The 16,458-nt window shown below is 62.0% G+C and carries 18 protein-coding genes; 15 read left to right on the top strand and 3 right to left on the bottom strand.

Going from position 1 to position 16,458, the window contains the following annotated elements:
* The first annotated feature begins 225 nt into the window (after window positions 1–225).
* From AC0NIE_RS09900 to AC0NIE_RS09840, 13 genes are all read left to right on the top strand, one after another.
* A complete protein-coding gene (locus AC0NIE_RS09900) occupies window positions 226–486 on the top strand; it encodes a DUF982 domain-containing protein (RefSeq protein WP_352965393.1) in 261 nt (86 codons plus the stop codon).
* A 216-nt stretch (window positions 487–702) separates the two neighbouring features.
* A complete protein-coding gene (locus tag AC0NIE_RS09895; protein WP_473373169.1) occupies window positions 703–891 on the top strand; it encodes a DUF3606 domain-containing protein in 189 nt (62 codons plus the stop codon).
* A complete protein-coding gene (locus AC0NIE_RS09890) occupies window positions 891–1,073 on the top strand; it encodes a hypothetical protein (protein WP_165848837.1) in 183 nt (60 codons plus the stop codon). Before AC0NIE_RS09895 ends, AC0NIE_RS09890 begins: the two co-directional genes overlap by 1 nt.
* 172 nt (window positions 1,074–1,245) lie before the next feature.
* Window positions 1,246–2,295 (top strand): glycosyltransferase family 2 protein, encoded by a 1,050-nt coding sequence (locus AC0NIE_RS09885; RefSeq protein ID WP_473488013.1) that lies wholly within the window; start codon window positions 1,246–1,248, stop codon window positions 2,293–2,295.
* Window positions 2,276–2,977, top strand: coding sequence for a class I SAM-dependent methyltransferase (locus AC0NIE_RS09880; protein WP_473488014.1), 702 nt, complete (start codon window positions 2,276–2,278; stop codon window positions 2,975–2,977). The genes AC0NIE_RS09885 and AC0NIE_RS09880 overlap by 20 nt, the downstream gene beginning before the upstream one ends.
* Window positions 2,978–3,054: 77 nt before the next feature.
* Window positions 3,055–4,554, top strand: a complete 1,500-nt coding sequence (locus AC0NIE_RS09875; protein WP_473488015.1) for a hypothetical protein — start codon at window positions 3,055–3,057, stop codon at window positions 4,552–4,554.
* A 352-nt stretch (window positions 4,555–4,906) separates the two neighbouring features.
* Window positions 4,907–4,996, top strand: a complete 90-nt coding sequence (locus AC0NIE_RS09870) for a K(+)-transporting ATPase subunit F (protein WP_036266998.1) — start codon at window positions 4,907–4,909, stop codon at window positions 4,994–4,996.
* A 33-nt stretch (window positions 4,997–5,029) separates the two neighbouring features.
* Complete coding sequence (kdpA, locus tag AC0NIE_RS09865; protein WP_473488016.1) at window positions 5,030–6,733, top strand: potassium-transporting ATPase subunit KdpA; 1,704 nt, start codon at window positions 5,030–5,032, stop codon at window positions 6,731–6,733.
* Between the two features lie 25 nt (window positions 6,734–6,758).
* On the top strand, window positions 6,759–6,965 hold the full coding sequence (locus AC0NIE_RS09860; RefSeq protein ID WP_473488017.1) for a hypothetical protein: 207 nt from the start codon (window positions 6,759–6,761) through the stop codon (window positions 6,963–6,965).
* Complete coding sequence (kdpB, locus tag AC0NIE_RS09855) at window positions 6,962–9,055, top strand: potassium-transporting ATPase subunit KdpB (RefSeq protein ID WP_473488018.1); 2,094 nt, start codon at window positions 6,962–6,964, stop codon at window positions 9,053–9,055. Before AC0NIE_RS09860 ends, kdpB begins: the two co-directional genes overlap by 4 nt.
* Before the next feature lie 12 nt (window positions 9,056–9,067).
* Window positions 9,068–9,637, top strand: a complete 570-nt coding sequence (gene kdpC / locus AC0NIE_RS09850; RefSeq protein ID WP_473488019.1) for a potassium-transporting ATPase subunit KdpC — start codon at window positions 9,068–9,070, stop codon at window positions 9,635–9,637.
* 52 nt (window positions 9,638–9,689) lie between these two features.
* Window positions 9,690–12,407: a DUF4118 domain-containing protein gene (locus tag AC0NIE_RS09845; RefSeq protein ID WP_473488020.1), complete on the top strand. Its 2,718-nt coding sequence runs from the start codon at window positions 9,690–9,692 to the stop codon at window positions 12,405–12,407.
* Window positions 12,404–13,096, top strand: coding sequence for a response regulator transcription factor (locus AC0NIE_RS09840; RefSeq protein ID WP_473488021.1), 693 nt, complete (start codon window positions 12,404–12,406; stop codon window positions 13,094–13,096). The genes AC0NIE_RS09845 and AC0NIE_RS09840 overlap by 4 nt, the downstream gene beginning before the upstream one ends.
* Window positions 13,097–13,116: 20 nt before the next feature.
* Here the strand turns inward: AC0NIE_RS09840 and AC0NIE_RS09835 are convergent, their stop codons facing one another.
* The gene (locus AC0NIE_RS09835) at window positions 13,117–13,266 is read right to left on the bottom strand and encodes a hypothetical protein (protein ID WP_473488022.1); all 150 of its coding nucleotides are present in this window, start codon (window positions 13,264–13,266) and stop codon (window positions 13,117–13,119) included.
* 226 nt (window positions 13,267–13,492) lie between these two features.
* Here AC0NIE_RS09835 and AC0NIE_RS09830 point away from each other — a divergent pair, with 226 nt between their 5' ends.
* Together AC0NIE_RS09830 and AC0NIE_RS09825 are read left to right on the top strand one after the other, a co-directional pair.
* Window positions 13,493–13,789: a hypothetical protein gene (locus AC0NIE_RS09830; RefSeq protein ID WP_473488023.1), complete on the top strand. Its 297-nt coding sequence runs from the start codon at window positions 13,493–13,495 to the stop codon at window positions 13,787–13,789.
* Window positions 13,790–13,920: 131 nt separating this feature from the next.
* The gene (locus tag AC0NIE_RS09825; protein ID WP_473488024.1) at window positions 13,921–14,430 is read left to right on the top strand and encodes an NUDIX hydrolase; all 510 of its coding nucleotides are present in this window, start codon (window positions 13,921–13,923) and stop codon (window positions 14,428–14,430) included.
* On the opposite strand, the gene AC0NIE_RS09820 is transcribed toward AC0NIE_RS09825, so the two are convergent.
* The gene (locus AC0NIE_RS09820) at window positions 14,406–15,257 is read right to left on the bottom strand and encodes a citryl-CoA lyase (protein WP_473488025.1); all 852 of its coding nucleotides are present in this window, start codon (window positions 15,255–15,257) and stop codon (window positions 14,406–14,408) included. The two genes, AC0NIE_RS09825 and AC0NIE_RS09820, sit on opposite strands and share 25 nt — an antisense overlap.
* 13 nt (window positions 15,258–15,270) lie before the next feature.
* Window positions 15,271–16,455, bottom strand: a complete 1,185-nt coding sequence (locus tag AC0NIE_RS09815; protein WP_473488026.1) for a CaiB/BaiF CoA transferase family protein — start codon at window positions 16,453–16,455, stop codon at window positions 15,271–15,273.
* Window positions 16,456–16,458 lie beyond the last annotated feature (3 nt).

The raw sequence follows: 16,458 nt of genomic DNA, 5'->3' as shown, positions 1-16,458 counted from the left end.
ATGCGACGCGCTTCAGGTTGCTGTTTTATGCATGTCGTTATCGCAAAACCGCTGCACACCCTCGGGTCAGGGCCCGAGGGCATGCTTTTGCGCGACATGCATTAGGGCGGCGACGTAAGCCACTCAGTAACCATGAATTGTGATCGGGATGGATCACGCCATTCGTCATCGGAACGAATAGTCCCGCTGCGCCGTTGCTGTCCTTGGAGTCAAGGAGTGGCGGTAATGCGTGATGAACAATTCGACGTTCCGGTGACGATCGAGAGCGAACGGGTCGGCCGCCCTCTCTCTGTGACGAGGACGGTCCAGGCGGCCTCGCTGCTGGTCGACAAATGGCCAGACGAAAAGCGCGGGCCGAAATATCGCGCGGCCTTGAAAGCCATGATGGACGCGATGGAGCAGCGACGGGCGGTTGGCAGTGCGCGGCGGGCATTCACGGCCGCCGCCAAGGAAGCCCATGTGTTTGTGCGCGAAGGCCGGCACTAAAGCGCATCACGTCTGAAGAGATTCGTGCGACGCGCTTTTAGTTCTTGTTTTTGCATGTCGTTGTCCCAAGCCGCTGCGCACTTTTGGGCGACATGCATTGCTGTTGTTTATGCATGTCGTTGTCCCAAAACCGCTGCGCACTTTTGGGCGACATGCATTAAGGAACCTCACGAAATCTCCGTCGTTATGCTCTAGGTCGAAACGAGGAGAACTGCCATGCCCGACGACAAGACCAAGACCGACAACCGCGATCGCTCACAAGTTGCCGGCGACGAAGACTATGAGGTGAGGCATCTCGCCGAGGAAGCCGGCATTACTCCCAAACAGGCACGCACCTTGATCAAGCGCCACGGCACCGATCGCAGGGTGCTGAACGAAATCGCCGAGAGCATAAAGGCGTCGTGATGTCTGACAAGCGGACCACAATGGCGGATCGGAAGAAACGCGAACCGGACGACAAGGAGGCCCTGCGCCTGGCCGAGACCACCGACGTTTCGCCCAACCAGGCGAAGGATCTGATGCGCAAGCACGGCAAGGACCGCGCCAAGGTCGAGAAGGAAGCGAAGAACTTCAAGGCCGAAGGCTGAGCCGCCGATTTGGCGGAGCGTCTGCCCTCGCCGTATCCCCGCATCACCGTCGCACGCGCCCGGCCATCCGTACGCTTCGCTTATCTGGCGTCGCGGGCCGGCAATCCTGAGCGGCTTATCAATTTTCTAACAAATTCGGCCTATTCCCGTTCTAATCATGGGAGCTGGGCTTTTGGCGCAAACAGAGAAAATCGCTGCGCGACGCGCCGTCGCGCTGTCGGTTGTCGTGCCGTGCTACAATGAAATCGGCGGGGTCGCCGAACTTTACCGGCGCGTCACAGCCGTTTGCCGTGAACAAGCGGGGCTTTCCTACGAGATCGTGCTGGTCATCGACGGAGCCACCGACGGCACCCGCGAGGCCATTTTCGAACTCGCCAAGCAGGACAGCCACGTCGTCGGCATAGACCTCGCCCGAAATTACGGCCACCAGATTGCGCTCAGCGCCGGCCTGGAGTTTTGCCGCGGCCAGCGCATTCTCATTCTCGATGCCGACCTCCAGGACCCGCCGGAATTGCTCAAAGCCATGATGGCAAAGATGGATGAGGGGTTCGACGTCGTCTATGGCCAGCGGCTGAAGCGCCAGGGCGAAGGCTGGTTCAAGCGCGCAACCGCCGCATTGTTCTACCGGCTGCTGCGCAAGATGGTCGACGTCGACATGGCGCTCGATTCCGGGGATTTTCGCCTGATGAACCGCCGCGCGCTCGATCATCTCAATGCGATGCCCGAGCGTTACCGCTTCATTCGCGGCATGGTGAGCTGGATCGGCCTCAAGCAGGTGGCCTTTGCCTATGAGCGGCACCAGCGCTTCGCAGGCACCACGCATTACCCATTGAAGAAGATGGTGCTTCTGGCAATGGATGCGATGACGAGCTTTTCCATCGTGCCCCTGCGGTTCGCCTCGCATCTCGGTATGATCTTCGGCTTTCTCGGGCTTGCTGCGCTCGGCTACACGCTCTTCTCATGGTTCGCCGGCAGCGTGTTGCCCGGCTGGACCAGCCTGGCGGCAATCGTCCTGATCCTCGGCAGCGTCCAGCTTCTGGTCCTTGGGATTTTCGGGGAATATCTCGGGCGCATGTATATGGAGACCAAGCGACGGCCGCTCTACCTCATAAACGAGATCGCTGCCCATGATCCTGCCGCCGGGAAGCTGCCGGTCCATCACCTTCAGGAAATGGCCCATGAACTGACGAAGGGAGCCGCGCGTGCTTCAGGCCGAGTTTGACCAGTTCGCGCTGGAGTATCAGCAGCAGCATGCCGCAAGTATCCGGCTGAGCGGCGAAACCCCGGATTTCTTCGCGCAGTACAAGATCGACGATGTCGCGGCAAGGCTCGCCCGCTCAGGCGTGAAGCCACGGCGGATACTCGACTTCGGCGCGGGTGTCGGCAATGCGCTGGGACCTATGCGCGCCGCATTTCCCGACAGCGAAATCACCTTGCTCGACCCCTCCTCGCAGTCGCTCGACATCGCCCGCACGCGCTTTCCCGGCCAGGCCGATTTCAGGCACTTCGACGGCGAAACGATCCCTTACGACGACGCGAGTTTCGATCTCGCCTTCGCCGCCTGCGTGTTCCATCACATCCCCGAAAACCTCCATGTCGCCCTGATCAAGGAGATCGAGAGAGTGCTGACGGGCGGTGGCAGCTTCTTTTTGTTCGAGCACAATCCCTGGAATCCGCTGACGACGCACGCGGTGCGAAACTGCGCTTTCGACGCGAACGCAATCCTGATCAACAGCCGTGATGTGCGCAAGCGAATGGCTGCGGCCGGCTTCTCCAAATCCGACGTCGTCTACCGGATCTTTTTCCCACGCGTGCTCGCAAGATTGCGACCCTTGGAGCGCTTCCTGACCAGGATGCCTATGGGAGCCCAATATTTCGTGCATGCGATCAAGCCTGCCGTTTGAGCGGACGCCCTGCCCTCGGATGAGCGACAAGCTGAAACCGCCAATCGATCTGCCGCAGAGCGGACTGGAGCTATGAAATGAACGGGATTCAGGCGACCGTAGCGACCGTTGCGACCGCGTCGTCGCTCAACGACGCGCAGCGGGCCAGAGTGATGTTCTGCCTGCTCGTCGCGCCTCTCGTGGCCTTCGCGCTTTCCGCCCACACCCAGGCCATCCTGCAGGACCCCGACTGCTGGTGGCAGGTCAAGGTTGGGCTCGATCTGCTGGCAAATCGTACGTTCCCGGTTGTCGACAGCTATTCTCACACTTTCGCCGGACACCCGTGGATCGCCAAGGAATGGCTTGGACAGGTTCTCCTTGCGCTCGCCTACACGGCAGGTGGCTGGAACGGCGTGGCGGTGCTGATCATCTCAACCATCGCCCTGACGGGCGCGCTGCTGTCATGGTATCTCAGCACCTGGTTGAGACCGATGGCGGCAGTGGGACTGGCCTTGTTCGGGGCGGCCATGATCTCCCCGATCTACACCGCGCGTCCGCACATCTTCACCTTGCCCATCATCGTGATCTGGACCGCAATGCTTTTTCGCGCAGCGCGCAATGAGCAGGGACCGCCTCTTTGGCTGCTTGCCCTGCTTGTCCTGTGGGCCAATCTCCACGCGACCTTTACCATCGGCTTCGTCATCGCGGCTTTCGCCGGCCTCGATGTTCTTGTGCGAACCCGCCTGTCCAACCCCGTACTCCTTGGCAAATGGGTTGCCTTCGGGCTGCTCTGCCCGGTGGTCAGCTTGATCAATCCCTATGGCATCAAGGCCATCCTTGCCACTTTCACCGTAGCCTATGGCAATGAAGCGGTTCCCTTGATTATCGAGTGGAAACCGTTCGACGCCTCGGATCAACGGTTCCAGGAGGTGGGTATCCTACTGTTCGTTTTCGCGCTGCTTGTGTCGAGACTTCGCATCGGCTGGGCGAAGGCGCTGTTCATCGTCTTTGCCTTGCATATCTATCTCACCCATTTGCGCTTCATGTACCTGTTCTTTCTGCTGGTCCCGATCGTGCTTGCGGCCGAGATTGCGGAGCAATATCCCGCGCTCTCCCTGGCGAAATGGATGTCCGACAGGCGCGACGGGCTGGAACGGTTTTTCGCGGAGCGATTTTACCAGATTTGCGGCGTGGCAGGCGTTTTGCTGGTGGCTACAACCGCAATGCACACGAGCGCCTATCCGGTCGCGCCGAGTCAGAAGACTTCGGCCAAGGATGCGCTTGCATTCGTCGAAAGCCATCATCTGTCAGGCAATGTCCTGAATTCCTACAACTTTGGCGGCAGCTTGATTTTCCATGGAATCAAGACATTCATCGACGGCCGGACAGATCAGCTCTTTCTCAACGGCTTTATGAAGACAGATGCCGAGACAGGACGCAGCGGTGGAAAGCCTGTCCTCGAAGCGCAGCTCGGGAAGCATGCGATAGACTGGGCCTTGCTGACGCCGGACGATAGCCGCATTCCATTCTTCGATGAATTGGGCTGGAAGCGGGCGTATGCGGACGACTACGCCGTGATCTATACGCGCGATCGCTGATTTTCGGCAGCTTCGCGCCGGCGCGCGACTTGTCTTTAAACGCCGTGCGCTGAGATCGTGACGGCAAAATCCCTATAGGATTTTTATTTCTTTCCTCTTTGCCCCGGCTCGAACCTTTATGGGGTTTTGATCCATATCCCGTCGGGAAGGACTTATCTCGGTCGCCATTGCCGTCGCGACCGAGTGTCTTCACATGACCTCAACCCTGCCGGCTGCAGGCAAGGCAGTGCAAAACGAAAATAAGGAGCAAGTCCGATGGACATCATCGTTCTCGGAATAGGGTTTTTATTTTTCGCCCTGTTCTTCGCCTTCATCAAAGCCTGCGACAGTCTTTAGGCGGAAGGACCACAACATGCTTGTCGATTACATCCTTGGTGGCGCTGTGACCTTGTTCCTTCTCGCCTACCTGACATACGCCCTCGTTCGCCCAGAACGCTTCTAACGGCAACTGGCGAAGGCACGGAAAGCTATTTCAATGACTTTCAACGGATGGATACAGATCCTCGTCTATTGCGGGATCGTCGTTTTGCTCGTGAAGCCGCTCGGCGGCTACATGTTTCGCGTTTTCAGCGGCGACCGCATATTCCTCTCGCCGATTTTGGGCCCTGTCGAGCGGAGCCTTTATCGCATCTCGGGAACCAGCGAGCGTGAGGAGCAGCACTGGACCACCTATGCGGCGGCTTTGCTGTTCTTCAACCTGGCCGGTTTCCTGGTGCTTTATTTCCTGCAGCGGCTGCAAGGCAGCCTGCCTTACAATCCGGCCGGTATGAGCGCCGTCGAACCCGGTCTCGCCTTCAACACCGCCGCCAGCTTCATGACCAACACCAACTGGCAGAACTACGGCGGCGAAAGCACGATGTCCTATCTCGTGCAGATGGCCGGCCTCACCGTCCAGAACTTCCTGTCCGCGGCGACCGGCATCGCCATCGCAATCGCGCTGATCCGCGGCTTCACCAAGGCCTCCGGCAAATCGATCGGCAATTTCTGGGTCGATATGACCCGGTGCACCCTTTACCTGCTGTTGCCGCTCTGCATCGTGCTGACGCTGGTCTATGTCTATCTCGGCATACCGCAGACGCTCAGCGCCTATATCGACGCCACAACATTGGAGGGCGCGCGGCAGACGATCGCGGTCGGGCCGGCAGCCTCGCAGATCGCCATCAAGATGCTCGGCACCAATGGCGGCGGCTTCTTCAACGCAAATGCCGCGCATCCTTTCGAAAATCCCGATGCGATCTCGAACCTGATCCAGATGGTTTCGATCTTCGCCATCGGTGCGGCGCTGACCAACGTCTTCGGCCGCATGAATGGCAACCAGCGCCAGGGTTGGGCGATCTTGACCTCGATGGCCGTCCTGTTCATCGCCGGCGTCGCCGTCTGCTACTGGGCGGAAGCATCAGGCAATCCGCTGGTTCATGCGCTGGGCATCGACGGCGGCAACATGGAAGGCAAGGAAACGCGCTTCGGCATCGCTTTGTCGGCGCTGTTTGCGGTCATCACCACAGCCGCGTCCTGCGGCGCCGTCAACGCCATGCATGACAGCTTCACCGCGCTCGGCGGCATGATCCCGATCATCAACATGCAGCTCGGCGAGGTCATTGTCGGCGGTGTCGGCGCTGGTCTCTACGGCATCCTGATGTACATCGTGGTCGCCGTCTTCGTCGCCGGACTGATGGTCGGACGCACGCCCGAATATCTCGGCAAGAAGATCGAAGCCAAGGAGATCAAGATGGCGATGCTCGCCATTCTCTGCCTGCCGCTGGCGATGCTGATCTTCACCGCCATCGCGGTGGTGCTGCCGACAGGCGTCGCTTCCATAGCCAATGCCGGCCCGCACGGCTTCTCCGAGGTTCTCTATGCCTACACCTCGGCTGCCGCCAACAACGGCTCGGCCTTTGGCGGCCTGACCGGCAACACGCCCTGGTACAACATCACGCTCGGCATCGGCATGCTGATGGGCCGCTTCCTGGTCATCATCCCGGCTCTGGCGATCGCCGGTTCGCTGGTCGCCAAGAAGACGGTGCCCGCCTCCGCCGGCACCTTCCCGACCGACGGGCCGCTGTTCGTCGGGCTTCTGGTCGGCGTCATTCTGATCGTCGGCGGCCTCACCTTCTTCCCGGCGCTGGCGGTCGGACCGATTGTCGAGCACCTGGCTGGCATCCACGGGCAGACATTCTGAAACCGCCCCACCTTGGATCAATGTCATGTCCTGGTTCGAAACCATACGCCGCAAGATTCGACATCGAGCCGATCAGAAGGGAGCAACCCCGCCTCCTTTCCCGACCATGTCCACGTTCTTCGGCATTGCGGCAATCATGATCGTGATCTGGCTGCTGGCCCCCGGGCTTCCGCATCTTCTTTCGGCATACGATCGATCGGTCAACAACATCGATACTGGAGCCACTAAATGAGCCAGTCCAAATCCGCTGTTATCATGGATGCCCGCATCCTGCTGCCCGCCATCGACGGGGCCTTCAGGAAACTGAACCCGCGCACCTTGATGCGCAATCCGGTGATGTTCGTCGTCGCTGTCGTCTCGGCCCTCAGCACCGTCCTGTTCGCCAAGGACCTTGTCACAGGTGGCGGCGATCTCGGCTTCTCGCTGCAGATCATCATCTGGCTGTGGTTCACCGTGCTTTTCGCCAACTTCGCCGAAGCAGTCGCCGAAGGCCGAGGCAAGGCGCAGGCCGATTCACTGCGCAAGGCGCGCACCGAGACCCAGGCCAAGCTGTTGAGCGGCGACGACCGCGCCAAGTTCAAGCTGGTGCCCGGCACCAGCCTGAAGGTCGGCGACGTGGTGCTCGTCGAGGCTGGCGACATCATTCCATCGGACGGCGAGGTGATCGAAGGCGTCGCTTCGGTCAACGAAGCGGCGATCACCGGCGAATCTGCACCGGTGATCCGTGAATCCGGCGGCGACCGTTCGGCGGTGACCGGCGGCACGCAGGTATTGTCCGACTGGATCCGCGTGCGCATCACCGCGGCCTCCGGCCATACGTTCCTCGACCGCATGATCTCGCTGGTCGAAGGCGCCGCGCGCCAGAAGACGCCCAACGAGATCGCGCTCAACATCCTGCTCGTCGGCATGACGCTGATCTTCGTGCTGGCGACGGCGACGATCCCGAGTTTCGCCTCCTATTCGGGCGGCACCATCTCGGTGACCGTCCTGGTCGCCCTGTTCGTCACCTTGATCCCGACGACGATCGGGGCGCTGCTTTCGGCCATCGGCATCGCCGGCATGGATCGCCTGGTACGGTTCAACGTGCTGGCGATGTCGGGCCGCGCCGTCGAGGCGGCTGGCGACGTCGACACGCTGCTGCTCGACAAGACCGGCACGATCACGCTCGGCAATCGCCAGGCGACGGCATTCCGCCCGGTCAAGGGCGTCACCGAGCAGGAACTGGCCGACGCTGCACAGTTGGCCTCGCTTGCCGATGAAACGCCGGAAGGCCGCTCGATCGTCGTGCTGGCGAAGGAGAAATACGCCATCCGTGCCCGCGACATGGCAACATTGCATCCCGCTTTCGTGCCCTTCACCGCGCAAACCCGCATGAGCGGCGTCGACATTGATGGCTCGTCGGTTCGCAAGGGCGCGGTCGATTCGGTGCTCGCCCACGTCAATCAGTCGACCGTCGCCACACACGGTACGCGCCCCAGCAGCGACATCGTCCGCGACCTGCAGGCGATCGCCGATGACATCGCCAAATCCGGCGGCACGCCGCTGGCGGTCGAGCGCGACGGACGCCTGCTCGGCGTCGTCCATCTCAAGGACATCGTCAAAGGCGGCATCAGGGAACGCTTCGCCGAACTGCGCAAAATGGGGATCCGCACGGTGATGATCACCGGCGACAATCCGATGACGGCGGCGGCGATCGCGGCGGAGGCCGGCGTCGACGATTTTCTTGCCCAGGCGACGCCCGAGGACAAGCTGAAGCTCATCCGCGACGAACAGGCCAAGGGCAAGCTCGTCGCCATGTGCGGCGACGGCACCAATGATGCGCCCGCCCTTGCGCAGGCCGATGTCGGCGTTGCGATGAACACCGGCACGGTCGCCGCACGCGAAGCCGGCAATATGGTCGACCTCGACAGCGATCCGACCAAGCTGATCGAGATCGTGGAAATCGGCAAGGCGCTGCTGATGACGCGCGGCTCGCTGACGACCTTCTCCATCGCCAACGACGTGGCCAAGTATTTTGCCATCATCCCGGCCATATTCGCCGTCTTCTACATCGCGCCGGGGCAGACATCAGGTCCGCTGCAGGCGCTCAACATCATGCATCTGGCAACGCCGCAGAGTGCCATTCTCTCGGCCATCATCTTCAACGCACTGATCATCATCGCGCTGATCCCGCTGTCGCTGAGAGGCGTCAGATATCGCGCGATCGGTGCGGGCGCGCTGCTCAGCCGCAACCTTCTTGTCTACGGCCTCGGCGGCATCATTGTCCCCTTCGTCGGCATCAAGGCGATCGACATGGCCGTCACCGCGCTTGGCCTCGCATAAGGAATTAAGTCCATGCTCAAGCAAATCAGACCCGCGATCACCATGATCGTTTTCTTCACCATCCTCACCGGCCTGATCTATCCGATCGGCATGACCGGCATCGCCCAAGCCTTATTCCCGCGCCAGGCCAATGGCAGCCTGATCGAGAAGGACGGCAAGACCGTCGGCTCCGAACTGATCGGCCAGGCTTTTGCCAGCGAGCGCTATTTCCATGGCCGCCCGTCGGCTGCCGGCGACGGCTACAATGCCACCGCTTCGAGCGGTTCGAATCTCGGGCCGACCAACCCCAAGCTGATCGATCGCATCAAGGGCGATGCCGACAGACTGAAGGCGGAAAATCCGGACCAGCCGGTGCCGATGGATCTGGTCACGACTTCAGGCAGCGGCCTCGATCCGCATATCAGCCCCGAGGCCGCCTATTTCCAGGTTGCCAGGGTGGCCAGGGCCAGGGGCGTTGACGAAGCCAGGGTTAAGGCCCTTGTCGACAGCCATGTCGAGGATCGCGAGCTCGGCTTCATGGGAGAGCCGGTAGTCAATGTGCTGGCGCTCAACCTGGCGCTGGACGAGGCCACCAAGCAATGAATGGTGGTCCGGGGATCGACACCATCCCCGACGCCATTCATGATCGATTTTGATGCCGGACGACAGCCGCAACGAAACCAGACCCTCACCCGACGCGCTGCTTGATCATGCGGAGCGGGAGGCGCGAGGTCGTCTACGGATATTCCTGGGCGCAGCACCCGGTGTCGGCAAGACCTATGAAATGCTGATGTCGGGCCGTGCAAGATTGGCCGACCGGGTGGACGTGGTGATCGGCGTCGTCGAAACGCACGGCCGCAAGGAAACCCAGGTGCTGGTCGACGGCTATGAGGTGATTCCCCGTCGCCAGGTCGACTACAAGGGGCGCATCCTCGAGGAAATGGACCTCGATGCCATCCTTGCCCGGCGTCCGGCGCTGGTCCTCGTCGACGAGCTTGCCCACACCAACGCGCCGGGCAGCCGCCATCCGAAGCGCTATCTCGACGTTCAGGAAATCCTGTCGCACGGTATCGACGTCTACACGACGCTCAACATCCAGCATGTCGAAAGCCTGAACGATGTCGTGGCGCAGATCACGCGCGTCAGGGTGCGCGAGACGGTTCCAGACTCCATCATCGACCAGGCCGACGACATCGAGATCATCGATCTCACTCCCGACGACCTGATCAAGCGGCTCGAGGAAGGCAAGGTCTATATTCCCAGCACCGCCCAGCGCGCCATCGAGAACTATTTCTCGCCGGGCAATCTGACGGCGCTCAGGGAACTGGCGCTCCGCCGCACCGCCCAGCGCGTCGACGAGCAGTTGCTGATCCACATGCAGGCCCACGCCATATCCGGGCCCTGGGCGGCGGGGGAAAGGGTTCTCGTCTGCGTCGACGCGCGTCCGGGCGGGGCGGCCCGTATCCGCTATGCGCGGAGATTGGCCGACCGGCTCCGCGCCCCCTGGACGGCGCTTCATGTCGATACCCCTCGTTCAGCCGGGATGTCCGAGGAGGACAAGGATCGGCTAGCGACTCTGCTGCGCCTTGCCGAGCAGCTCGGCGCCGAAGTAACGACCATTCCAGGTCAGAACGTCGCGCAGGACATCGTTCGCCATGCGACCGCGAACAACTTCACCCATATCGTGATCGGCAGGCCGACCCGATCGCGCTGGCGGGAATTGATCGAAGGCTCGCTCACCTATGATCTCATCCGCAATGCCGGCGACATCAGCGTCCATGTCATTTCGGGAAACGACCGCAACGCCGAGGTGACGTCGAGGACCGTCAAGGCAGCGGACGAGCAGTGGCAATTCGAAATCTGGCCCTATCTCAAGGCCACGGCCTATGTTGTTGGCTCGCTCGCCTTCGCCGTCCTTCTCGACCAGTTTCTCGACGTCCGCAATCTGGCGATCATCTTTCTCATCGCGGTCCTGACATCGGCGGTGACCGGCGGTCTCTGGCCGGCTTTGTATGCCTGCCTCATCAGCGCCATTGCCTTCAACTATTTCTTCCTGGAACCACGCTACACGCTGACGATCCAGGATCCGGAGAGCATCGTTGCGCTGGCTGTCTTCCTGGTTGTTGCGGTCATTGCCAGCAATCTGACAGCGAGCGTGCAGCGTCAGGCGGTTGCTGCCCGCTCGCGGGCACGCGCCACGGAAGATATCTATCTCTTCTCGAAGAAGCTCGCCGGCGCTGGCACGCTTGACGACGTGCTCTGGGCGACTGCCTTCCAGATTGCCTCTATGCTGAAATTGCGCGTGGTGCTGCTCTTGCCGGAGAACGGCTCGATCACCGTCAAGGCCGGCTATCCGCCTGACGACACGCTGGCCGAGGCCGACATCGCGGCCGCCCGTTGGGCCTGGGAGCACGATCGCCCCGCGGGCCGCGGCGCCGACACGCTTCCCGGAGCAAGACGCCTGTATCTGCCGTTGCGGACGGGGCGCACCGCCGTCGGCGTCGTCGGCCTCGACAACGACAAGCAAGGCCCGTTGCTGACGCCCGAACAGAAGCGCCTCCTCGACGCGCTCGCCGATCAAGCGGCGGTCGCCATCGAGCGCATCCAGCTTGTTGCCGACGTCGACCGGGCCAAGCTCGAGGCCGAGGCGGACCGCCTGCGCTCGGCGCTGCTGACCTCGATTTCCCATGACCTGAAAACACCGCTTGCCGCCATCATGGGCGCCGCCGGAACCTTGCGGGAATTTGCGCCGGCGCTTCCCGAAGCGGATCGGGCGGAGCTGCTGTCGACCGTGCTTGACGAATCGGAGCGACTGAACCGCTTCATCGCCAATCTGCTCGACATGACCAAGATCGAATCCGGTGCGATGGAGCCGAACTACGCATTCCACTATGTCGGCGACATTGTCGGCACCGCCTTGCATCGGGCCAGGAAAATCATCGGCGAACACAAGACCGAAATGGACATTCCCGCGGATCTGCCGATGTTGAGGCTCGACCCCGTCCTGTTCGAGCAAGCGCTGTTCAACCTCCTCGACAATGCCGCCAAATATGCGCCGCCAGGTTCGACGATCCGCCTGCAGGGCTGGGCCGACAATGGTTCCGTCATCCTGCAGATCATGGACGAGGGGCCGGGCATTCCGCCAGCGGATCTGGAGCGCATTTTCGACACGTTCCACCGGGTGCGCAAGGGCGACCAGGTCCGTGCCGGCACTGGGCTCGGGCTCTCGATCTGCCGTGGCTTCATCGAGGCGATGGGTGGGACGATTTCGGCGGCCAACAGGACCGACCGCTCGGGTGCGGTTTTCACCATCAGGATGCCGGTGCCGGCAGACCAACATGTGGACGACCCCGACATGGATGACTTGCCATGACTAACTCCAATGTCAGGATACTGGTCGTCGATGACGAACCGCCGATCCGCAAGCTGCTCCGCGTCGGCCTGGGCAGCCAGGGCTATGCGATCAGCGAGGCGCCGAATGCCAAGACGGCGATCGAACTCATGGAGACGGATAGGCCGGACCTGATCCTGCTCGATCTCGGCCTGCCCGGCATGGGCGGCCACGAATTGCTGCGCAAATGGCGGGACGACGGCCTGGATGTTCCCGTGGTCATCCTTTCCAGCCGTACCGACGAGGCCGGCATCGTCTCGGCGCTTGAACTCGGCGCCGACGACTACCTCACCAAGCCTTTCGGCATGAACGAGCTTGTCGCGCGCATCCGCGTGGCGCTCCGCCACAAGTTCCAGCAGCAAGGCGAGAAGCCGGTCTTCCGGACCGGCGATCTCACGGTCGATCTGGTGAAGCGCATCGTCATGATCGAGGGCAGGGAGATAAAGCTCTCGCCGAAGGAATACGACATCCTGCGCATCCTCGTGCAGTACGCCGGCAAGGTTCTCACCCACCAGTTTCTTTTGAAGCAGGTCTGGGGCGATTCGACCGACGTGCAGTATCTCAGGGTCTATGTGCGGCAGCTCAGGCAAAAGATCGAGAAAACGCCCGACCAACCGCGTTACATCATCACCGAAACCGGCGTCGGATATCGTCTGCGCGAAGTCGACTGAAGCGAGGTGCGGGGCGACGCTCAATCCGCCGAGAGCTCCGCGGCGCGCGGCTGTAGCCGGTTGATGAGATTGGGAAAGCTGATCGGCTGGCCTGTGTCGACCGCAACCACATTGATTTTCAAAATGGTTGCGGCCTTGAGCAGCGGCGTGATTTTCGCGTTGAATGCCACAGGCACCAGGCAACCGACGACCTAACAAGTGCTGAACTGCAGGATGCTCTCCAATTTCCTGTCGTCGATCTCGAGATTTATCCCCTTGCCCGCCGCGCATGGGGTCGATTGGCATTGAGTCCGGCAGCTCAACCCGCCAATTCCGCTTCGGCGAGACTTTAACCATGGCATCACCAGACAGACGCCCTATATGATTGGAGGCTCAGTTTCGCGCGGGAATGGATAGATGTCGCCGCTTCGCCTATCGACGATCTTGATGTCGGCAACCCTGGCAACAGCGATGCTGTCGGGCGCTGCTGTCTCCGCGCAGAACGTCACTCCCGCCAACCGCAACCCGCTGGTCCTGCAAGGCGAATTGCAGATGCTGGAGAACAGGCTGCGGCGGCAGCAATATCAGCAGCAGCAACAGCAGTTTCGTGCCCAGGATCGCGAGGTCGCGCCGCAACGTCCAGATGTGCCGCAGATGAAGCCTACTTGCCAGTTGCGGCGGTCGGGCAGCCGCTTCATCAGCATCTGCCGCTGATGAGCCGGCGTTTTCATTTATTTAGCCGATGTACGCTTGAACGCCGCTCTACTTAAAGTAGCATCAAAGGCGGTTTTGATTTTCGCAACGTGCCTTTGCGCTTGGGCACTGCCCTGATTGGATCGTCGGGAATGGCAGCCACCAAGAAGAAGGTCGTACGCAAAGCAAGGAAGGGCGAGCGGATCCGTCAGGTCGCGGCGATTCCCTTTCGGCTGAGCGAGCGTGGCGACGTCGAGGTGATGCTGGTCACCTCGATATCGACCAGGCGCTTTATCGTGCCCAAGGGCTGGCCGATGAAGGGCAAGAGCGGGCGCAGGGCAGCCACCATCGAAGCGCAGGAGGAAGCCGGCGTCCTCGGCAAGACGCTGAAGCAGCCGGCCGGCACCTATTCCTACTGGAAGCGGCTGACGAACCGCTTCGTCCGCGTCGACGTCACCGTCTACCTGCTGGCGGTGACAGAGGAACTGGCCAACTGGCAGGAGGCCAAAAGGCGGCAGCGGGCATGGTTGACGCCGGAAGACGCAGCGGCACTTATCGACGAGCCCGATCTTTCAACGCTTCTGAAGAATCTAAAAATTCCCCAACCAGCGCCCGCTGGCGAACTTGAACCAAGGCCTCATTTGGAGTCACCATCTCCCTGAGGGAACGGCCGCGCCGGCGTGCCGGTATAGGCCCACAACCATTCGCGCGGCAGTGGTCCCTTGTTGCGGTCGCTCTGTTGCGACTGTTCCCACGCATGCGCCAATATGCCGACCGAGCGCGAGAGCACGAAAAGGCCGCGTGTCAGCGGCGGCGGGAAGCCGAGCTCGCCATAGATGACGGCGGTGGCGCCGTCGATGTTGAGCGGGATCTTCTTGCCCTTGCGCCGCGCGACCTCGGCCTCAACAGCCTCGGCGATGTCGGCGAAACGTCCGCTGACGACGCCGCGCGCGGCAAAATCGCGGGTCAGCTCGATGAGGCGCGGCGCCCGCGGATCGACCGGATGGAAGCGATGGCCGAGCCCCGGCACATAGGATTTTTCCTCGGCGAAGAACCGATCGAGCCGCGACGCGACGGCATCGGCAAGCGTCACGCCTCCATCCAGTGCCGCGGCGATGTCGCCGTAGAAGGCAAGCGCCTGTTCACCGGCGCCGCCATGCACGTCGCCAAGCACATTGATGGCTGAGGCCATGGCACTGTTGATGCCGACGCCGCAGGTGGCCGCCATGCGGGCAATGGCGATCGACGGTGCCTGCGGCCCGTGGTCGACGGCCGCCCCCAGCGCGATGCCGAGCAGCGCCGCCTGCTCCTCACCAGGCAGTTCGCCGCGCAGCATCAGCCAGATCATCGCCGGAAAGCTGGCGCGGCCGATCAGGTCCTGGATCTCAAAGCCGCGCAGCCGGATCACGCCAGGGCGCATTTCGATGATATCGGTCTGCCACCATTCCTCGCCGCGCTCGCGGCCGGTTTTTTTCCCAACGTTGCTCATGTTCTCGCGTCGCTCATGCCTGCGCCCTTTTTTTGACGCGCGGCGGCAGACTGGCAAACACCTCGTCCATATGCTCGCCCAGCGCCGGCGGCGGCTTGGTCGGCAACGGTGCTGCACCATCGACCATGAACCCGCCGCGCACGACGGTCAGCGGTCGGTCGATGTTCGGCATGCTATCGAAACGGGTGGTCATGTCGCGCTCGATCACTTGCTGCTCGGCCAGCACCTGCGGGATCGTCAGCACCCTGCCCGCCGGCACGCCTGCGCGATTGAGCGTCTCCTCCCAGGCCGCGGCCGAGCTGTTCGCCAGGGCATCCTCGATCAGTGCCTTCAAGGCGATGCGATTGCGCTTGCGCGTCTCGCGCTCGGCAAAGCGCGGGTCCGAGGCCAGCTCCGGCAGCCCGACCAGCCGGCAGAGCGTGACGAACTGCTCCTGCTTGTTGGCGGCGATGTTGAGCAAGCCGTCGCCGGTGCGAAACGTTCCGGAAGGTGCTGCCGTCATGTTCTCGTTGCCCATCGGCTGCGGCTCGACGTCAGCCGTCAGATAGTTGGAGACCGGCCAGCCCAGCGCGGAGAGCGTGCATTCGAGCATCGACACGTCGAGGAAGGCGCCCTCGCCTGTCGTCTTCTGCTTCACAAGTGCCGCGGCGATCGCGAACGCCCCGACCAGTCCGCCCAGCGTGTCGGCGACGGGATAACCGACCCGCAGCGGCGCGGTCTCCGGCGTGCCGGTGATGCTCATGATGCCTGATAGGCCCTGGATGATCTGGTCGTAGGCGGGATTGTCGCGCATCGGCCCGGTCTGGCCGAAGCCCGAAATCGCGCAATAGACAAGGCTGGGGCGGACCTCTTTCAGCCTGGCATAGCCGAGTCCCAGCCGGTCCATCACGCCGGGGCGGAAATTCTCGACCAGCGCGTCGGCGGAGGCGACCAGATCGAGAAAGCGTTCGCGATCGGCCTCTTTCTTGAGATCGAGCACCACCGATCGCTTGCCGGCGTTCTGCGCCAGGAACGAAGCGCCCATGCCGGTGCTGTTGAGTTCCGGCGAACCGCCGAGCTGGCGCGCCAGGTCGCCGCCTTGCGGCGCCTCGACCTTGATCACATCGGCCCCGAGCAGCGCCAGCTGATAGGCGCAGTAGGGGCCAGCCAGAACATTGGTCAGGTCGAGGACGCGGATACCGGACAGCAGATCGGTCATGAT

Source organism: Mesorhizobium sp. WSM4842 (genome assembly GCF_055901575.1).
Note: the sequence above shows the minus strand (reverse complement) of the source record. Positions and strands in the feature narration are given on the sequence as shown.

Bases quoted from the DNA above. Each gene is read 5' to 3' on its own strand.
- AC0NIE_RS09860 (WP_473488017.1), top strand. From the start codon at position 6,759: ATGTCCTGGTTCGAAACCATACGCCGCAAGATTCGACATCGAGCCGAT.
- AC0NIE_RS09890 (WP_165848837.1), top strand. From the start codon at position 891: ATGTCTGACAAGCGGACCACAATGGCGGATCGGAAGAAACGCGAACCG.
- AC0NIE_RS09830 (WP_473488023.1), top strand. From the start codon at position 13,493: ATGTCGCCGCTTCGCCTATCGACGATCTTGATGTCGGCAACCCTGGCA.
- AC0NIE_RS09895 (WP_473373169.1), top strand. From the start codon at position 703: ATGCCCGACGACAAGACCAAGACCGACAACCGCGATCGCTCACAAGTT.
- kdpA (WP_473488016.1), top strand. From the start codon at position 5,030: ATGACTTTCAACGGATGGATACAGATCCTCGTCTATTGCGGGATCGTC.
- AC0NIE_RS09840 (WP_473488021.1), top strand. From the start codon at position 12,404: ATGACTAACTCCAATGTCAGGATACTGGTCGTCGATGACGAACCGCCG.
- kdpC (WP_473488019.1), top strand. From the start codon at position 9,068: ATGCTCAAGCAAATCAGACCCGCGATCACCATGATCGTTTTCTTCACC.
- AC0NIE_RS09875 (WP_473488015.1), top strand. From the start codon at position 3,055: ATGAACGGGATTCAGGCGACCGTAGCGACCGTTGCGACCGCGTCGTCG.
- AC0NIE_RS09845 (WP_473488020.1), top strand. From the start codon at position 9,690: ATGCCGGACGACAGCCGCAACGAAACCAGACCCTCACCCGACGCGCTG.
- AC0NIE_RS09825 (WP_473488024.1), top strand. From the start codon at position 13,921: ATGGCAGCCACCAAGAAGAAGGTCGTACGCAAAGCAAGGAAGGGCGAG.
- AC0NIE_RS09870 (WP_036266998.1), top strand. From the start codon at position 4,907: ATGCTTGTCGATTACATCCTTGGTGGCGCTGTGACCTTGTTCCTTCTC.
- AC0NIE_RS09820 (WP_473488025.1), bottom strand. From the start codon at position 15,257: ATGAGCAACGTTGGGAAAAAAACCGGCCGCGAGCGCGGCGAGGAATGG.
- AC0NIE_RS09900 (WP_352965393.1), top strand. From the start codon at position 226: ATGCGTGATGAACAATTCGACGTTCCGGTGACGATCGAGAGCGAACGG.
- AC0NIE_RS09815 (WP_473488026.1), bottom strand. From the start codon at position 16,455: ATGACCGATCTGCTGTCCGGTATCCGCGTCCTCGACCTGACCAATGTT.
- kdpB (WP_473488018.1), top strand. From the start codon at position 6,962: ATGAGCCAGTCCAAATCCGCTGTTATCATGGATGCCCGCATCCTGCTG.